At 44.6% G+C, this 15073-nt stretch carries 11 protein-coding genes and 1 riboswitch; of the genes, 4 read left to right on the top strand and 7 right to left on the bottom strand.

All coding sequences use genetic code 11. The features are described from left to right. Positions 1-2: 2 nt before the first annotated feature. From mshL to GZN30_RS00300, 6 genes are all read right to left on the bottom strand, one after another. Entirely contained in the window at positions 3-1640 is a 1638-nt protein-coding gene (gene mshL / locus GZN30_RS00325; RefSeq protein WP_075650855.1) for a pilus (MSHA type) biogenesis protein MshL, read from the bottom strand. A 15-nt stretch (positions 1641-1655) separates the two neighbouring features. After that, positions 1656-1979: an MSHA biogenesis protein MshK gene (locus GZN30_RS00320; protein WP_075650857.1), complete on the bottom strand. Its 324-nt coding sequence runs from the start codon at positions 1977-1979 to the stop codon at positions 1656-1658. Beyond that, positions 1972-2622 carry a type II secretion system protein GspM gene (locus tag GZN30_RS00315; protein WP_075650859.1) on the bottom strand — a complete coding sequence of 217 codons (651 nt, stop codon included), beginning with the start codon at positions 2620-2622 and terminating at the stop codon, positions 1972-1974. The genes GZN30_RS00320 and GZN30_RS00315 overlap by 8 nt, the downstream gene beginning before the upstream one ends. Beyond that, complete coding sequence (locus GZN30_RS00310; RefSeq protein ID WP_075650861.1) at positions 2622-4064, bottom strand: MSHA biogenesis protein MshI; 1443 nt, start codon at positions 4062-4064, stop codon at positions 2622-2624. Before GZN30_RS00310 ends, GZN30_RS00315 begins: the two co-directional genes overlap by 1 nt. Before the next feature lie 6 nt (positions 4065-4070). Then, on the bottom strand, positions 4071-6077 hold the full coding sequence (gene csrD / locus GZN30_RS00305; protein ID WP_075650863.1) for an RNase E specificity factor CsrD: 2007 nt from the start codon (positions 6075-6077) through the stop codon (positions 4071-4073). A gap of 203 nt (positions 6078-6280) precedes the next feature. Next, positions 6281-6814: a single-stranded DNA-binding protein gene (locus GZN30_RS00300; protein WP_075650865.1), complete on the bottom strand. Its 534-nt coding sequence runs from the start codon at positions 6812-6814 to the stop codon at positions 6281-6283. 297 nt (positions 6815-7111) lie between these two features. Between GZN30_RS00300 and GZN30_RS00295 the strand changes: the two genes are divergently transcribed. The 4 genes from GZN30_RS00295 (at position 7112) to GZN30_RS00280 (ending at position 13521) form a co-directional block, all read left to right on the top strand. Beyond that, positions 7112-7759 carry a LuxR C-terminal-related transcriptional regulator gene (locus tag GZN30_RS00295; protein WP_075650867.1) on the top strand — a complete coding sequence of 216 codons (648 nt, stop codon included), beginning with the start codon at positions 7112-7114 and terminating at the stop codon, positions 7757-7759. A gap of 117 nt (positions 7760-7876) precedes the next feature. Continuing rightward, positions 7877-8749, top strand: coding sequence for a UTP--glucose-1-phosphate uridylyltransferase GalU (gene galU / locus GZN30_RS00290; RefSeq protein ID WP_075650869.1), 873 nt, complete (start codon positions 7877-7879; stop codon positions 8747-8749). 125 nt (positions 8750-8874) lie between these two features. Next, on the top strand, positions 8875-11697 hold the full coding sequence (gene uvrA / locus GZN30_RS00285; RefSeq protein ID WP_075650871.1) for an excinuclease ABC subunit UvrA: 2823 nt from the start codon (positions 8875-8877) through the stop codon (positions 11695-11697). A 60-nt stretch (positions 11698-11757) separates the two neighbouring features. Continuing rightward, positions 11758-13521 carry a PglL family O-oligosaccharyltransferase gene (locus GZN30_RS00280; protein WP_075650873.1) on the top strand — a complete coding sequence of 588 codons (1764 nt, stop codon included), beginning with the start codon at positions 11758-11760 and terminating at the stop codon, positions 13519-13521. A gap of 83 nt (positions 13522-13604) precedes the next feature. Here the strand turns inward: GZN30_RS00280 and GZN30_RS00275 are convergent, their stop codons facing one another. Next, positions 13605-14726 (bottom strand): pyridoxal-phosphate-dependent aminotransferase family protein, encoded by a 1122-nt coding sequence (locus GZN30_RS00275; RefSeq protein ID WP_075650875.1) that lies wholly within the window; start codon positions 14724-14726, stop codon positions 13605-13607. Positions 14727-14885: 159 nt separating this feature from the next. After that, positions 14886-15064, top strand: a riboswitch (Lysine riboswitch). Positions 15065-15073: the final 9 nt, after the last annotated feature.

Genomic DNA, 15073 nt, shown 5'->3' with positions numbered 1-15073 from the left:
AATTACTGCGACTGTTCAGGGAACCACTCTTGCAGTAGATCTCGTGAACGCTCTAACTCTTTCTGCCAAGTATTCACACCCACAACGGTTGGTTTTAGCAAGATAACAAGCTCGGTTTTCTGTTGCAGCTTGGTTGTGTTTCTAAATAAATGCCCTAACCCTGGTACATCGCCTAAAAATGGCACTTTAGACACCTGATCAATGGTGTTGGACTTCATCAAGCCACCGATCACCACTACGTCCCCATCTTGTGCACGAATCACGGAGTCAGACTCACGAATCGAACTGCTCGCCAATGGCAGAACAATGTTGTTCCCACCAAACTCAATACGCTTATTCTGCTCTTCAACTTCAATCACCGCTGGGTGAACATGCAGCAGTACATTGCCTTGGTCATCAATCTGTGGGGTAACATCGAGAGAGATGCCTGAGAAGAATGGCGTCAACTCCACTTCAGGAGATGGCTCTGCGTTATCACCTGAGCCAGTTTCACTCGACAGGTTTGTGACAAAGTACTCGTCGGTACCGACTTTAATCACCGCTTTTTGGTTGTTAGAAGCCGTCACGCGCGGGCTTGAAAGTACGTTCAAATCCCCTTGCGTCGCCATAAAGCTGATCACTGCATCAAAACTACCGCCAGATACCACTAAGTTCGTTTGCCCACCTAATAGGGTGCCAATCGCATCTAAACCAGGTAATACCGAAGCAATTGGGTTGCCGTTGGCATCACGATTAATCGTGCCTTGACCAATAGAGAAATCGTTGCCATTTGAGCTGAATGCTTTGTTCCAATTAATCCCCTGCTGATAGCCATCACTCAAGGTCACTTCCAAGATTTTCGCTTCAAGGATCACTTGGCGGTGCATGCGCTGTTGCGATATGCCTAAGAACTCACGAACCTGACGAATTTCATCTGGGTAAGCACGCACGGTAATCACGCTCGCTTGCGGTGTAACAACGACCGACTGCCCTTTGCCACTGCCAATCAGCTGTGCAACCGCCGTTTGCAATTGCGGCCAAAAATCACTTTCATTGGTGGTTTCAATTTCAGTACCGCCATTGGAAGTCGTGGTCGAACTCGATGAATCATCAGAGTCTGAATCACCTGATGAGCTCGTGCCGGTATTAGTTACCGTTCCTGTCGTGATCGAGGTTAATGAGCGACCTGTGCGCTTGAACTGCAAGTAATCGACTGGGATAGTCACCGTGCGCAAACCCGCGGGATAAACTTGAATCACCTTGCCGACAACCTGAACGTCGTAGCCGTACATATCACTGACGACTGACAGCACTTCATCTAAGGTGACATCAGATAAATTGACTGTAATTTTGCCCGTGACATTAGGGTGAATCGCCGCGCTATACTCGGTACCCTTCACTAGACTGGCAAAAAATGAGCGGGCATCAACACCGTTGGCTTTAATACGAAAGCGCTTCATGGTGTTATTTTGCTCGAGCGCAACACCATCCAAATCAGGCATTAGATCTGCTTCAACCGATGCTGGCAATTCTTGCAACGCTCGACTATTCGATTGATTAATCGCTTCATTTAAGACACTTTTCGCTTCTACAGGATCTCTATGTCCCATAGAGCAACCAGCTAATGAAGCGAGAGAGATAGCTAAAACAAGTTTACGCATACAATTCCAACAACCTTATTGTTTTACTTCTAAAGGAAAAGGTTCCAGTTTCCACTGTTTATTACCACGGGTTACGGTAACGAAATCCGGATTAATCTGTTTAACACTAAAGCCAGAGATTTTCTCACCACGTGCTTTAGTCTTACCATCCAAAATTGCGTAACACTCTTCACGCTCACCACAGACTATGCTCTGTAAATTGGGTACTCGATAACTCACCACCTTTTTCACTTGAGCCGTTTTAACTGGAGCTTGCCAGTCAAGTGGTGCGGTCGGATCTTGTGATGCCAGTGTAAGTGGTGATATCAAGAGCAAAAATAACAAACTTTTGTTAGCCACCAATAAACTCCTGTCTCGTACCAAGGGTGTATACCTCAAGAATCAAGCGCGCGTTAGGGTACGCATCAACTTGATAATTAAAACTGCGCCAATAATAGTTAACCGGCAAAGATTCCAAGGTTTCTAAATATTTTAAAATGGCAAAGTAGTTGCCTGTTAGCTCCAAACGGACCGGGTGTAAGTAATACCCTGCGTAGTGTTCCGATGCGGCGCCACTAATAATCGGTTCAGCTTTTAATGACTCTAAAGAGACTAAATGCAGATCTTTACTGCCAAGCAAAACCTCTTCTAATAATTTCGCCATTTGACTTGGCGAAATAAGGTTTTCGATTACTTTGGCTAATTTGCCAGACAGCGCTTGGCTCTCTGTTAGTAAACGCTGGTACTCAATATTGATTGACTGGTCTGGGTCTTTTTTTAGCTTGGCGGTGATCGCTACAATTTCACTGTCTAAACGAATATTGTTTTGTTCAACAGCGACAATTTGTTGACGATAACTGCGATTAGCTTTCAACGCGGGTTCCAACAAAAGAGTAAACATCGCCACCAAAACTAACGCGACAGTACAAATAGCAATCAACCATTTCTCACGCACACTCAATTTGAGGAACTGCTCGCTCCACTTTTGCCAATATGCTTTCATTACTGCGTCTCTTTTTCTTGGGTACGTAACTCAAACGTCAGAATATTGTTCTCGTTGCGAGCTATTTTTAGCTTTTCAAACGAACGACCAACCAAGTTAATTTCACTCTTAAACTGGTTTACCCAGTTAGGTATCGCTTGAGGATCACGTGCTAATCCTTTGATGTCCAGATTGGCATCATTCATTTGAATCGAAGTGAGTGAAATATCTTTACGTCCCAACTGCGCCAAAGATTGCATCACTCCGGAATAGCCCGCCTGCAATTGACCATCATATTTCGCCACTGCAGCAAGTGAGTCTTGCTTGGATTTAATCTCTTCTTTTAGACGCTCCACCGCATGCACTTTTTCTGGTGAAGGGCGATGTTTAGCTAAACGCTGCTTCAGGCTTGCAACCTGCTGATTGTATTCTTGTTGTTGTGACTGTGCGATTTGTAGTTGGCTTTGTAACTGACTGTTCTGCCATGTTAAATAGCCAAAACTCGCTGACAATACCCCGACCAAAACCAATGTCAGTAAAGCGACATTAGTTAAAGTAAAGTGTTCAACTTTTGGCTTTAAATGGTCTGGATAGAGGTTGATAACAAATAAGCTCTCATCGCTCATCGCATCAATCAACAGCTTCCCTGACTCAAGCTTATTTTGAGAAAGCGGGGAAACGCTGACACTTAAACGCTGATTAAGCTCATTAGCGAGCTCTTGATCATCTTCTTCATCACAACAAATCTTTAAGTGATGTAAGGTTGCACCGCGTAATTGTGAAGAGAGGTAATCAACCGAACGTTGTAGCTCTAAAGCAATTCCATCCAACTGCAACCCACTGGTTGCAACGCCAGTCAGTGGTGGGGTAATACCACGTAGCGTACGTTGAAATACACAGCGCTTATCAACAAACGCACTGAGTTTATAACCAGAGCCTTTGCTACGTTGAAATAGGACGAAGCGCTCGGCATCTTTAACCGCGCGAGGCCAAACATCATCTTCAACTAATACACGTCCTAGGCTTACTTTGACTTCGGCAAGCTTGGCAGACAAACTGAGGATTAAAGACTTGGCAACAACATAAGCTTGTAGCTTATTGCTGGTCGGCAATAATGTTGCATCAGCAATAATGTCAGTCACTTTCTCATTAATTAAATCTTTTAATAAGAAAGGCAACGTTAGTGCTAATTCTTCCTGTGGAACGTTAGGCTTATCGATCTGATAAGTTTGGTATTGGCTCGAATTCAAAACCACATCAACACTAATATCGCTGATACCAGCATGCTGCAACGTTTTAACTAGCGTACTTTGCCAATCACCAGAATTAATGGCGACTTGATGTGGCAACTCTGCATCGCTCCAATGGGAAAAATAAAGCGAATGAGGTTGTACAACAACCTGTAATCGATTTGCCGTTCGGCTAACAGAACTAAACTTACCTAATATAGTTTGAATGCTCATTTACTACTAACTTTTACGCCAACGGTTACGTCGTCCAATTTGAATGTTTGATTTAGGTTGAGTTTTATTCAACTCGGCTTGTGGCTCTGGAATCATTTGTTCTTCGGCAGCTAAATAACGCCCTTGAACCCCATGCACACCTAGCGATAATAAGGTGTTGTACTCTTGCTCTTGGTCAACACCTACCGCGACAAGCTGAGTATTTAGCCCTTCACACGCACCTAACAAACTTCGTACAAAAAGTTGGTTTTCATGCCTTTGATCGATTTGTTTAATCAAGCTTCGGTGAAGCTTTAAATAATCAACTGATAGTTCTTTTAGGTAGTAAGTACTAACAATCGAACGACCCGCTTGTCCAACAACTACTTTACAACCTAAGCCTTTTAACATCTTCAGCACAGGTCTCATATAATCAAGATGCCGTACTAAATGAGCTTCTGAAAACTCGAATAGCAGACTGCGTCGCAAATCAATTGGAAGTTGAAGGATTTCGTTCCTAAACCAACGAAAGTACTTCTTTCCAGCAAATGGGGTAACATTTAAGTTAATAGAGTAACATAAACTATTTTTTGACGCTTTCAAAAATCTGGCGACAGCTAAAAAAACTGAGCGATCTAAGACACTTTCGTAACCTACCGCCTCAATTGCCGCATTAAATCTCGATGCTTTTATCACGCCTCTTTGCGGATCATGAATGCGCACAAATAGTTCATAGTGATCCAGTTGTGTTTGCTGATTGTCGAGCAAATAGCATGGCTGTGAGAAAATATAGACAGTGTCTGGTGTCAAGACTTGGTCGAAGAGCGTTCGCCAACGCACGCTACCTCGCTCATCCTCATTACTGACTAATTTATTAAAGCGATTCCAAGCATTGGCTTGCTGCAACTGAGCACTTTTTAAGGCTGTTTCAGCCTCATCCATAATTTTGCCCTGTCTTTCACCTTCTTGAAAAACCGTCATACCGATGTGGCACCAATTTTCTTTGTCTAATGGTGCCAGCAGTTGCAATTTGTCAAACTGCTTCAAACAGTGGGTGGCAATATTACCCAGCTCCTTGTTGCCTAAATTAGGTGCAAAAATAGCAAAGTCTGTCTCGTAGTAGCGGGATAAGATCACATCTGGGTAGCGCAATATCACGGTGTTAATCGCTTCGCCGACATCAACAATAAACTGATTGGCCTCTGTTTTATCGACTTCTTCTTTGACTAAATCCCAATCATCGATACGAATCAATAGTACGCCGCCATGAGCACCACTCTCAGACAAGGCCGATTCAAGTTTGCTATCAAATAAAATTCGGTTCGCAGAGCCCGTTAGTTGATCGAGGAAAGTTTGACTGCGAATAAAAGTGTCGAAGCGGCTGCGCTCTTGACGCGCATCCTGTAATTCTTCAATTAGACGATCGAGTGCTTCACTGGCCGTGTATGGCCATTCGCTTTCATCCCCTTTGGCATATTGCTCGACACGCCCGGCAAGAATCATTCGCCCCCGCTCTTCGAGCAGTTCAGAGCCAATCAATTGCTCTTTTAGCCACTTCAACCCACGCATCAAGCAAAAAATGATCAGCGCGACTGCCAAAGTGATCGACCAAAGCGCCTGCATTGAGTAGCCATAGCCAACATAAGGAGGAATAGCGGTAAAACGGATGGTAAAGCCAGGATTGCGCTCAAGAGGATATTCAACTTTATAAAACAAAGCTGGATCGATTTTTGATGATGTATCGCGGTAGCGATAAATCACGCCCACTTGGGAAGACAATTCCATTTCAACAATGCTGGAGGCTTGCAACATCTTGGGCATCCAACGTTGCATTGAATACGCGGCGTCCGGATCTTCCATCTCTTTATCAACCACTTTGACAATACCTTTAAGCGATTGATCGAGATATTCTTGCCCGAGACTGCGAAATGACAAGGTTCCACCAAGGAACAGAATAAACATCGCACTAATCACGATAACGGTGACAAAAGCAACCAGTCGTGTGCTCAATTTTAAGGTAGGTGTATACCTCATAAATTGGAGTTCCCTCTCTGTGATTCTGGTGAATAACCATTTAGAACCAGATAATACGCTAGAACTATTTAGCTAGCACGAATAACCTCCTTCCTTCGAGGTATTAGTCCTTAAACGCCGAACTATCACAAAAACGTTTAAGTCCCTTTTGCCACTATATAAAAAAGCCGCGAAAATCGCGGCTTTTTTTAACATTCAATCGATTAAAACGGGATATCGTCGTCAAAATCCATTGGTGGCTCATTATATTGAGGCTGTTGCTGAGGTGGTTGCTGAGGCGCACGCTGTTGAGGCGCTTGCTGTTGCTGCATTGCTGGCTGTTGAGGTTGTCCCCAACCCTGCTGTTGCTGCTGTTGACCGCCCATAGGTGCACCTTGACCACCTTGACGACCACCAAGCATTTGCATTACGCCATTGTAGCCTTGTACCACGATCTCAGTTGTGTACTGATCTTGACCTTGCTGGTTCTGCCACTTACGTGTTTGCAATTGACCTTCAATGTATACTTGAGAGCCTTTGCGCAGGTACTCACCGGCAACTTCAGCAAGTTTGCCAAATAGAGCCACACGGTGCCATTCAGTTTTCTCGCGCTGTTCGCCAGTCGCTTTATCACGCCATGTTTCTGAAGTCGCAACCGTAATGTTTGCTACTGCGCCGCCACTAGGCATATAGCGCACTTCTGGGTCTTGGCCTAAGTTACCCACTAAAATAACTTTGTTTACTCCACGGCTAGCCATGTTTCGCTCCGTCTGGTTCATTTTTGATAACGCATAAGGATAGCATACCCGTCTTACAAATCGAACTAGAGTTCGCTTCTTCAGGTCCGATTGACAAACTTTTTGTCACGACTCCCAATTCACAATACTTATCTCGATTTTCATGCTCTAAATTTCAATGAGATAAAGAAAACTCGCTATCAATTATGAAACAAACAAAGATTCATACTGAAGATGGATCGCGCTTTGCAAATAAATAGGACAGGATAATCAGCAATGATTTTATAAAGTCCAAATTATTAAGGATGAGAACGAGTTATGGTTAAAAACATCTACGCGAGAACACTCTATTTTCTTTGTGAAGATAAAGATGGGCATTACCCACTGGTGGACTTAATTGAAGAAGGGTTAGGGGTAGCAATCCCTCGTATGGAACCAGAAGACTTTATGCTGGCTATGCAACAACACAAGCATAAGATCCTATTAATTGATCACAACAATTATCAGCAATTGAGTAGTGCAATTCGTAGCCTACCACTTTCAAACAAAATTTTTGAAACCGTCATATTCAATGTCGAAAGACGTTTGACCACCGATGAGTTACTTAGCTTTGGTAACTTAAAAGCCTTGTTTTACAGCAACGATGAAATACCACATATAGCCTATGGGTGTGGCGAAGTGATTAATAGCCAAAACTGGTTACCGCGTAAAGTCGCCGCTCAACTATTACATTACTACCGTCATGTCATCGACAGCCAAACCTCTCCTGCGACCGTCGACCTGACAACGAGAGAAATTCAAATCTTGCGTAGTTTGCAAACTGGAGCCTCAAATAATCAGATTGCTGAAGATCTATTTATTAGTGAATTCACCGTCAAATCACATCTTTATCAGATTTTCAAAAAGCTATCGGTAAAAAATAGAGTCCAGGCCATATCATGGGCAAAGCAACATTTAGTGTCTTAAATATAATGCAAGGGATAGAAAATTAACTTTTGGTCGACCTGGTTAATTATCTATTCATCAAAACCGTGCTATCTTATCGCCAATTTCAAATACGTCAGAGATACAAAGGGTTTAATCATGATTAAAAAGTGCCTATTTCCTGCGGCAGGTTACGGAACACGCTTCCTGCCAGCAACAAAATCGATGCCAAAGGAAATGATGCCAGTAGTAAACAAGCCGTTGATTGAATACGGTGTCGAAGAAGCGATTCAAGCGGGTATGGACGGCATGTGCATTGTCACTGGTCGTGGCAAACACTCAATCATGGACCACTTTGACAAAAACTACGAGCTAGAGCACCAAATCAGCGGCACCAACAAAGAAGAACTGTTGGTTGATATCCGTGACATTATCGAATCAGCAAACTTCACTTACATCCGCCAGCGCGAAATGAAAGGTCTAGGTCATGCGATTCTGACGGGGCGTGAACTTATTGGTGATGAACCATTTGCAGTCGTGCTAGCTGATGACCTTTGTGTCAATGAGCAAGAAGGCGTACTGGCACAAATGGTGACGCTATTTAAACAGTTCCGTTGTTCTATTGTTGCTGTTCAAGAAGTACCAGAAAATGAAACTCACAAATACGGTGTGATTTCTGGTGAAATGATCAAAGATGACATTTTCCGCGTTGACGACATGGTTGAAAAACCAGAACCAGGTACAGCACCAAGCAACCTAGCAATCATCGGTCGTTATATCTTAACTCCGGATATCTTTGAGCTAATCGAACAAACTGAACCAGGCAAAGGTGGTGAAATTCAGATCACTGATGCACTCCTTAAGCAAGCAAAAGCCGGCTGTGTTCTAGCGTATAAATTCAAAGGTCAACGCTTTGACTGTGGTAGTGTAGAAGGCTACATTGAAGCGACCAATTACTGTTTTGAAAATCTATATTTGAAAGACAGCCAAAAAACAGAATTAGGTAAACACGCAACAGCTAAACAAGGCTAATCCGCGAGTTAACGAACATAAAGGCGACCACTGGTCGCCTTTACTGTTTTTATGTCCAGTATTTTTCTTTGAACATTTATCGCACTGTGTAATACTAGAAGTTCTTCCCATACAGAGCGATTACCATGGACAAGATAGAAGTACGCGGAGCCCGCACCCACAACCTTAAAAACATCAACCTCACCATCCCGCGCGATAAACTCATTGTTATCACTGGTTTATCCGGCTCCGGTAAATCATCTTTGGCTTTTGATACTCTGTATGCAGAAGGGCAACGTCGCTACGTTGAATCACTGTCTGCTTATGCGCGTCAGTTTCTATCCTTGATGGAAAAGCCTGATGTCGACCACATTGAAGGTCTATCGCCAGCGATTTCTATCGAGCAAAAGTCCACTTCACACAACCCGCGCTCAACCGTAGGTACTATCACTGAAGTTTATGACTATTTACGTCTGCTCTATGCTCGTGTTGGCGAGCCGCGCTGCCCTGAGCATAAGGTGCCGCTGTCAGCACAAACCGTATCGCAAATGGTCGACAAAGTGCTAGAGATGCCAGAAGGCTCAAAAATGATGCTGCTGGCTCCTATCGTTAAAGAACGTAAAGGCGAACACGTTAAGACACTAGAAAACCTTGCCGCGCAAGGTTTTATTCGTGCCCGTATTGATGGGGAAACCTGTGACCTGTCCGATCCTCCGACACTAGAACTGCATAAAAAGCACACCATTGAAGTAGTGGTCGATCGCTTTAAAGTACGCGCCGATCTGCAACAACGCCTAGCGGAATCGTTTGAAACCACACTAGAGCTTTCTGGTGGTATTGCTGTGGTCGCGCCAATGGATGGCGACGGAGAAGAAACGGTCTTTTCCGCCAATTTCGCTTGTCCACATTGTGGCTACAGCATGCAAGAACTCGAACCTCGCCTATTTTCGTTCAACAACCCTGCTGGGGCATGTGGAACTTGCGATGGCTTAGGCGTGCAACAATATTTTGACCCTGACCGAGTGCTCCAAGATGAGTCACTCAGTCTTGCTCAAGGGGCTATTCGCGGCTGGGATCAAAAGAACTACTACTACTTCCAAATGCTTAGCTCACTGGCTAAGCACTATGATTTCGACCTCAATCAGCCGTTTAACAAACTGCCGAAGAAAATCCAAGATGTGATCCTTAAAGGCTCAGGTCGAACAGAAGTTGAGTTTAACTACATCAATGATCGTGGTGATATCCGCGTTAAACGCCATCCGTTTGAAGGGATTTTAAATACACTAGAGCGCCGCTACCGCGATACCGAATCAAACTCTGTCCGTGAAGAGCTAGCTAAATACATCTCAACTAAATGCTGTGCGAGTTGTGACGGCAGTCGTCTGCGTTTAGAAGCGCGTAATGTGTTTATCGGTGATACCACTCTACCTGAAATTGTGGAACTGAGCATTGCCGACGCGCTAGGCTTCTTCGCGGATCTAAAACTAGAAGGTCAACGGGCGAAAATCGCCGAAAAAGTGATGAAAGAGATCAACGATCGCCTTGAGTTCTTGGTTAACGTGGGTCTTAACTACCTAAACCTTTCTCGCAGCGCCGAAACGCTCTCTGGCGGTGAAGCACAACGTATTCGCCTCGCAAGCCAAATTGGCGCGGGCTTAGTCGGTGTTATGTATGTGCTTGATGAACCATCGATTGGCTTGCACCAACGTGATAACGAACGACTATTAAAAACCCTAACCCACCTACGCGATTTAGGTAATACCGTGTTAGTTGTCGAACATGATGAAGACGCAATTCGCTGCGCCGATCATGTGATTGATATTGGTCCAGGTGCGGGGGTCCATGGCGGACAAGTGGTTGCACAAGGTACGATGGCAGAGATCCTTGAAGTCCCTGAGTCGCTCACTGGTCAATACCTCTCTGGGGTTAAGAAAATTGAAATACCACAGCAGCGCACACCGTTTGATAAGAAGAAAGTGGTGGAACTCATAGGCGCGACGGGTAACAACCTCAAAGAGGTCAATTTAACGGTTCCTGTCGGTCTATTTAGCTGTATAACCGGGGTTTCTGGCTCAGGTAAATCAACCCTAATTAACGATACCTTCTTTAAGATTGCCCATACTCAACTCAATGGCGCGACGACAGCAACGCCTGCACCTTATAAGAAGATCAAAGGGCTTGAGCACTTTGATAAGGTGATCGATATAGATCAGAGCCCTATCGGTCGTACGCCGCGTTCTAACCCTGCCACTTACACTGGGATCTTCACGCCGATCCGAGAACTGTTCTCTGGTACACAAGAAGCACGCTCTCGTGGCTACAAGCCTGGTCGCTTTAGCTTTAACGTCCGTGGTGGTCGCTGTGAAGCTTGCCAAGGTGATGGCGTGATTAAAGTCGAAATGCACTTCTTACCCGATGTTTATGTACCTTGTGATGTATGTAAAGGTAAGCGCTATAACCGTGAAACCTTAGAAGTACGCTACAAAGGTAAAACCATCGATGAAGTGCTAGAAATGACCGTTGAAGATGCACGACTATTCTTCGACCCTGTACCTGTAATTGCGCGTAAATTGCAAACCTTGATGGATGTTGGTCTTTCTTATATTCGTCTTGGTCAAGCCGCGACAACCTTATCGGGTGGTGAAGCGCAGCGCGTGAAGCTCGCTCGCGAACTGTCTAAGCGTGATACCGGTAAGACGCTATATATCTTGGATGAGCCGACGACTGGTTTGCATTTTCATGATATTCAGCAACTACTTACTGTACTGCATCGCCTACGTGATCACGGTAATACCGTCGTGGTTATCGAGCACAACCTCGACGTAATTAAAACGGCGGACTGGATTGTCGATTTAGGTCCGGAAGGTGGTCAAGGCGGTGGCGAGATCATTGCTCAAGGCACACCGGAAGATGTGGCGCAGGTCGAAGGTTCACATACCGCACGCTTCCTTAAACCTATGTTAAAATAGTCAAAAGTAGTTAAACCAGCGTATCATACGCTGGTTTTGTTTTTGTAGAAGTGACCCTATATGGCAACCATACACCTAACCGGAACACAGCTTGAACCTAAGGCAGCAAAACTTCCGCTAATTCGCCCTTTTTTAGCCTCCATCGGTGCTATCTATATTTTGGCGATGCATTTTTTTATGCCTAATCCGGGAGGCTCTGGTTTAGCCTTATCCTTCAATGCCAGTACTTGGCTCGCATTTGGGATCAGTCTCGCTATCGGTCTGTATCAAATCGGTACTGAAGGCAAACTACGCTACAACAAACTCACCATCGTATTATTCATCTCTTGCCTGATGATGACTGCCCCTGTGCTCTATCCAGAGAGCTCCGCAGAGCTTTCGTTTAATCGGCTGACTGGGCTATGGATGGGTTTGTTGCTATTTGTTATTTTGCAGCAGTTCCGTTTCAGCAATCGACAAAAACAGCGTCTACTGTGGTTCATCGTAATAGCTGTAGCGATTCAAGCCTGTTTTGGTTGGGTACAATACCTACTACTGCAACCAGACAATATTTTTGGCTACAACACCACCACAAACCGCCCATATGGTATTTTCCAACAGCCCAATGTGATGGCGAGTTTCCTTGCCACTGGACTCGCAATATCTGGCTATCTGCTTTCACGTCAGCCAATTAAATATCAACGCAAGTTAAGTGACGTGACCTTGCTGTATTTGATGCCGCTGCTCACCATTCCACTGCTGATCGTTTTAGCTTCTCGTACAGGCTGGCTTGGTGCGGCAATTGCGGTTGCGGCGGTACTGCCTTACCTATACCGTTTTGCCACCCATAAACGTATTGCCGGTTGGAGTCTTTCAGCACTAGTTGGGGTTATGGTGGGTCTGGTGATGCCACTTATGGTTGGCAGCTCGAATACCATTCAAAACAAAGTAAATCTCGAAAGCCCTAGACAGTACACATTTCCACAAACTCTCGATATGTTTATCGAAAAACCATTTACTGGTTATGGCTATGGTACTTTTGAGGCAGACTATACGCTTTATACTGCACGTCAGCATCAATTAAACCCGAGTTACCACGTCGGTTTACCTGGGATGGATCATCCCCATAATGAACTCCTGTTCTGGGGGGTAGAAGGCGGTCTACTGCCAGTCTTAGGTATTATGCTGGCAGCACTATTTATGCTGTTACGCATGTATCAAGCTAAGCATGGCACGCGACTGGCAATGTTCGGTTTGTTTGTTCCTATCGTGCTGCATAGTCAACTTGAGTACCCGTTCTATCACTCATTCGTACACTGGATTACTTTTATTATTTTGCTCTATTGGGTTGATCAACGCTCCAATAGCTACCGTGAAGCATCATTTAGCAAACTATCGCAAATCGCCTTGCGGGTGATGAGTTTAGTTGTGCCGATACTCACCAGCGTTTATATGGTGACGGCTTTGCATAGCAATTATGTGTTGATGAAGTTTGAGCTGTCCAACCCAAAGGATCCGCAGATTTTAGAACGCGTCAGTAACCCAATCGTCTGGAAAGATCGTTATGATTGGGATATTTACAGCACCTATCTCAACATTGGTTTAATGACCCACAATCCAAAGTTCATTCAACCTTATATCGATTGGTCACTAAAAATCATTAAAGATAAGCCACGTCCGGCTTTCTACAATAACTTGATCATGGCTTATCAAGGACTTGGCGAAGATAAAAAAGCAGAACAAATTCGCAGTGAAGCTAAATTTCTGTTTCCTAAGCGGGACTTCGATAAGGTGCAATATATTGCGCCCAATATTGATGCGCTAAAACCATCGGCAGCGCAATAGCCTAGGCACTCACATCGTTCAATACTAAAAAAGCGGCTATCCAGCCGCTTTTCCTTTAAACTCGGGACGATTCTCAAGCTAACTTACTGAGTCAATGACTCCTCTAGCGCTCGCAAACACAGTGCGACATTTTCTTCGCGCGCGCCGTAACCCATCAAACCGATGCGCCACGCTTTACCGGCTAAAGCACCGAGACCAGCGCCAATCTCAAGGTTATAAGTTTCTAGTAAATGGTTACGCACCTTCGCTTCGTCAATGCCCGCAGGAACATAGACTGCATTCAACTGGGGTAAACGGTACGCCTCTTCAACCACAAAAGTAAAACCTAACTTCTCTAGTCCAGTTTTTAACTTTTCATGCATCGCTTGATGACGCAGCCAAGCATTCTCTAGCCCTTCATTTTGTAACATCACTAATGACTCATGCAGGGCGTATAAACTGTTTACTGGCGCAGTATGGTGATAACTGCGTTTACCTTCGCCACTCCAATAGCCAAGTACTAGGCTCTGATCAAGAAACCAACTTTGTACTGGCGTCGTGCGGCTTTGAATCTTCTCAATCGCTTGGGATGAAAATGTCAGAGGAGCCAAACCTGGTGTACAAGAAAGGCATTTTTGGCTACCAGAATAAACCGCATCAAGTTGCCACTCATCGACTTTAAGCGGCACACCACCAAGAGATGTCACCGTATCAACAATGGTTAACGCATTATACTGCTTAGCTAAAGCCCCCAACGCCTGCGCATCTGAAACCGCCCCAGTTGAGGTTTCAGCATGAACAAACGCAACAATTTTAGTATCTGGGTTATCTTGCAGAGCTTGAGCAACTTTATCAACAGAGACAGGAGTACCCCACTCATCGTCAATCACAACCGCTTCTCCACCAGCACGAATCACGTTCTCACGCATACGTTCGCCAAACACCCCATTACGACACACAATCACCTTGTCGCCGGCTTCAATTAAGTTAACAAAACACGCTTCCATACCTGCACTGCCTGGCGCAGATACAGCAATTGTGAACTCATTCTCAGTCTGGAAAGCATACTTTAGTAGTTGTTTTAGCTCATCCATCATGCCGACAAATAGCGGGTCTAAATGTCCAACAGTTGGACGACTCAACGCTTGCAAAACTTGCGGTGAGATATCAGAAGGACCAGGTCCCATTAGGGTTCGGCGCGGTGGAATAAAGCTTTGAATTGTCATAATCGCTCCTTGCAGCATGCTTCGAAATCTTCTCAGGTTAGACCACCATAGAACAATATCCAGCAAGGGACAATTGGTCATAAGTCTAGTTGTTACATATTGTTGGATTATAGGTAAAATTATCTGTTGACTTTGATCACATAAAACCGTTCAATAATTAAACACAGAAGAGGAGCACTGCCTAGGTAGATGCATCGTGGAGCCGCAACTCCAATACGATTCATTGAGGGAGAGTAGTGCCGAGACATCGCTAAATTGTCGGTTTAGTGAGGTCGGTTGACTTGAGTTGACTCTCATCAACTGTCATCAGCACTGCCTGATGATGCGCTTCTGAGGTGAATATTATT

This window comes from Vibrio ponticus (genome assembly GCF_009938225.1).
Classification (GTDB): domain Bacteria; phylum Pseudomonadota; class Gammaproteobacteria; order Enterobacterales; family Vibrionaceae; genus Vibrio; species Vibrio ponticus.
Note: the sequence above shows the minus strand (reverse complement) of the source record. Positions and strands in the feature narration are given on the sequence as shown.

Bases quoted from the DNA above. Each gene is read 5' to 3' on its own strand.
- GZN30_RS00300 (WP_075650865.1), bottom strand. From the start codon at position 6,814: ATGGCTAGCCGTGGAGTAAACAAAGTTATTTTAGTGGGTAACTTAGGC.
- mshL (WP_075650855.1), bottom strand. From the start codon at position 1,640: ATGCGTAAACTTGTTTTAGCTATCTCTCTCGCTTCATTAGCTGGTTGC.
- GZN30_RS00315 (WP_075650859.1), bottom strand. From the start codon at position 2,622: ATGAAAGCATATTGGCAAAAGTGGAGCGAGCAGTTCCTCAAATTGAGT.
- galU (WP_075650869.1), top strand. From the start codon at position 7,877: ATGATTAAAAAGTGCCTATTTCCTGCGGCAGGTTACGGAACACGCTTC.
- GZN30_RS00310 (WP_075650861.1), bottom strand. From the start codon at position 4,064: ATGAGCATTCAAACTATATTAGGTAAGTTTAGTTCTGTTAGCCGAACG.
- uvrA (WP_075650871.1), top strand. From the start codon at position 8,875: ATGGACAAGATAGAAGTACGCGGAGCCCGCACCCACAACCTTAAAAAC.
- csrD (WP_075650863.1), bottom strand. From the start codon at position 6,077: ATGAGGTATACACCTACCTTAAAATTGAGCACACGACTGGTTGCTTTT.
- GZN30_RS00295 (WP_075650867.1), top strand. From the start codon at position 7,112: ATGGTTAAAAACATCTACGCGAGAACACTCTATTTTCTTTGTGAAGAT.
- GZN30_RS00280 (WP_075650873.1), top strand. From the start codon at position 11,758: ATGGCAACCATACACCTAACCGGAACACAGCTTGAACCTAAGGCAGCA.
- GZN30_RS00275 (WP_075650875.1), bottom strand. From the start codon at position 14,726: ATGACAATTCAAAGCTTTATTCCACCGCGCCGAACCCTAATGGGACCT.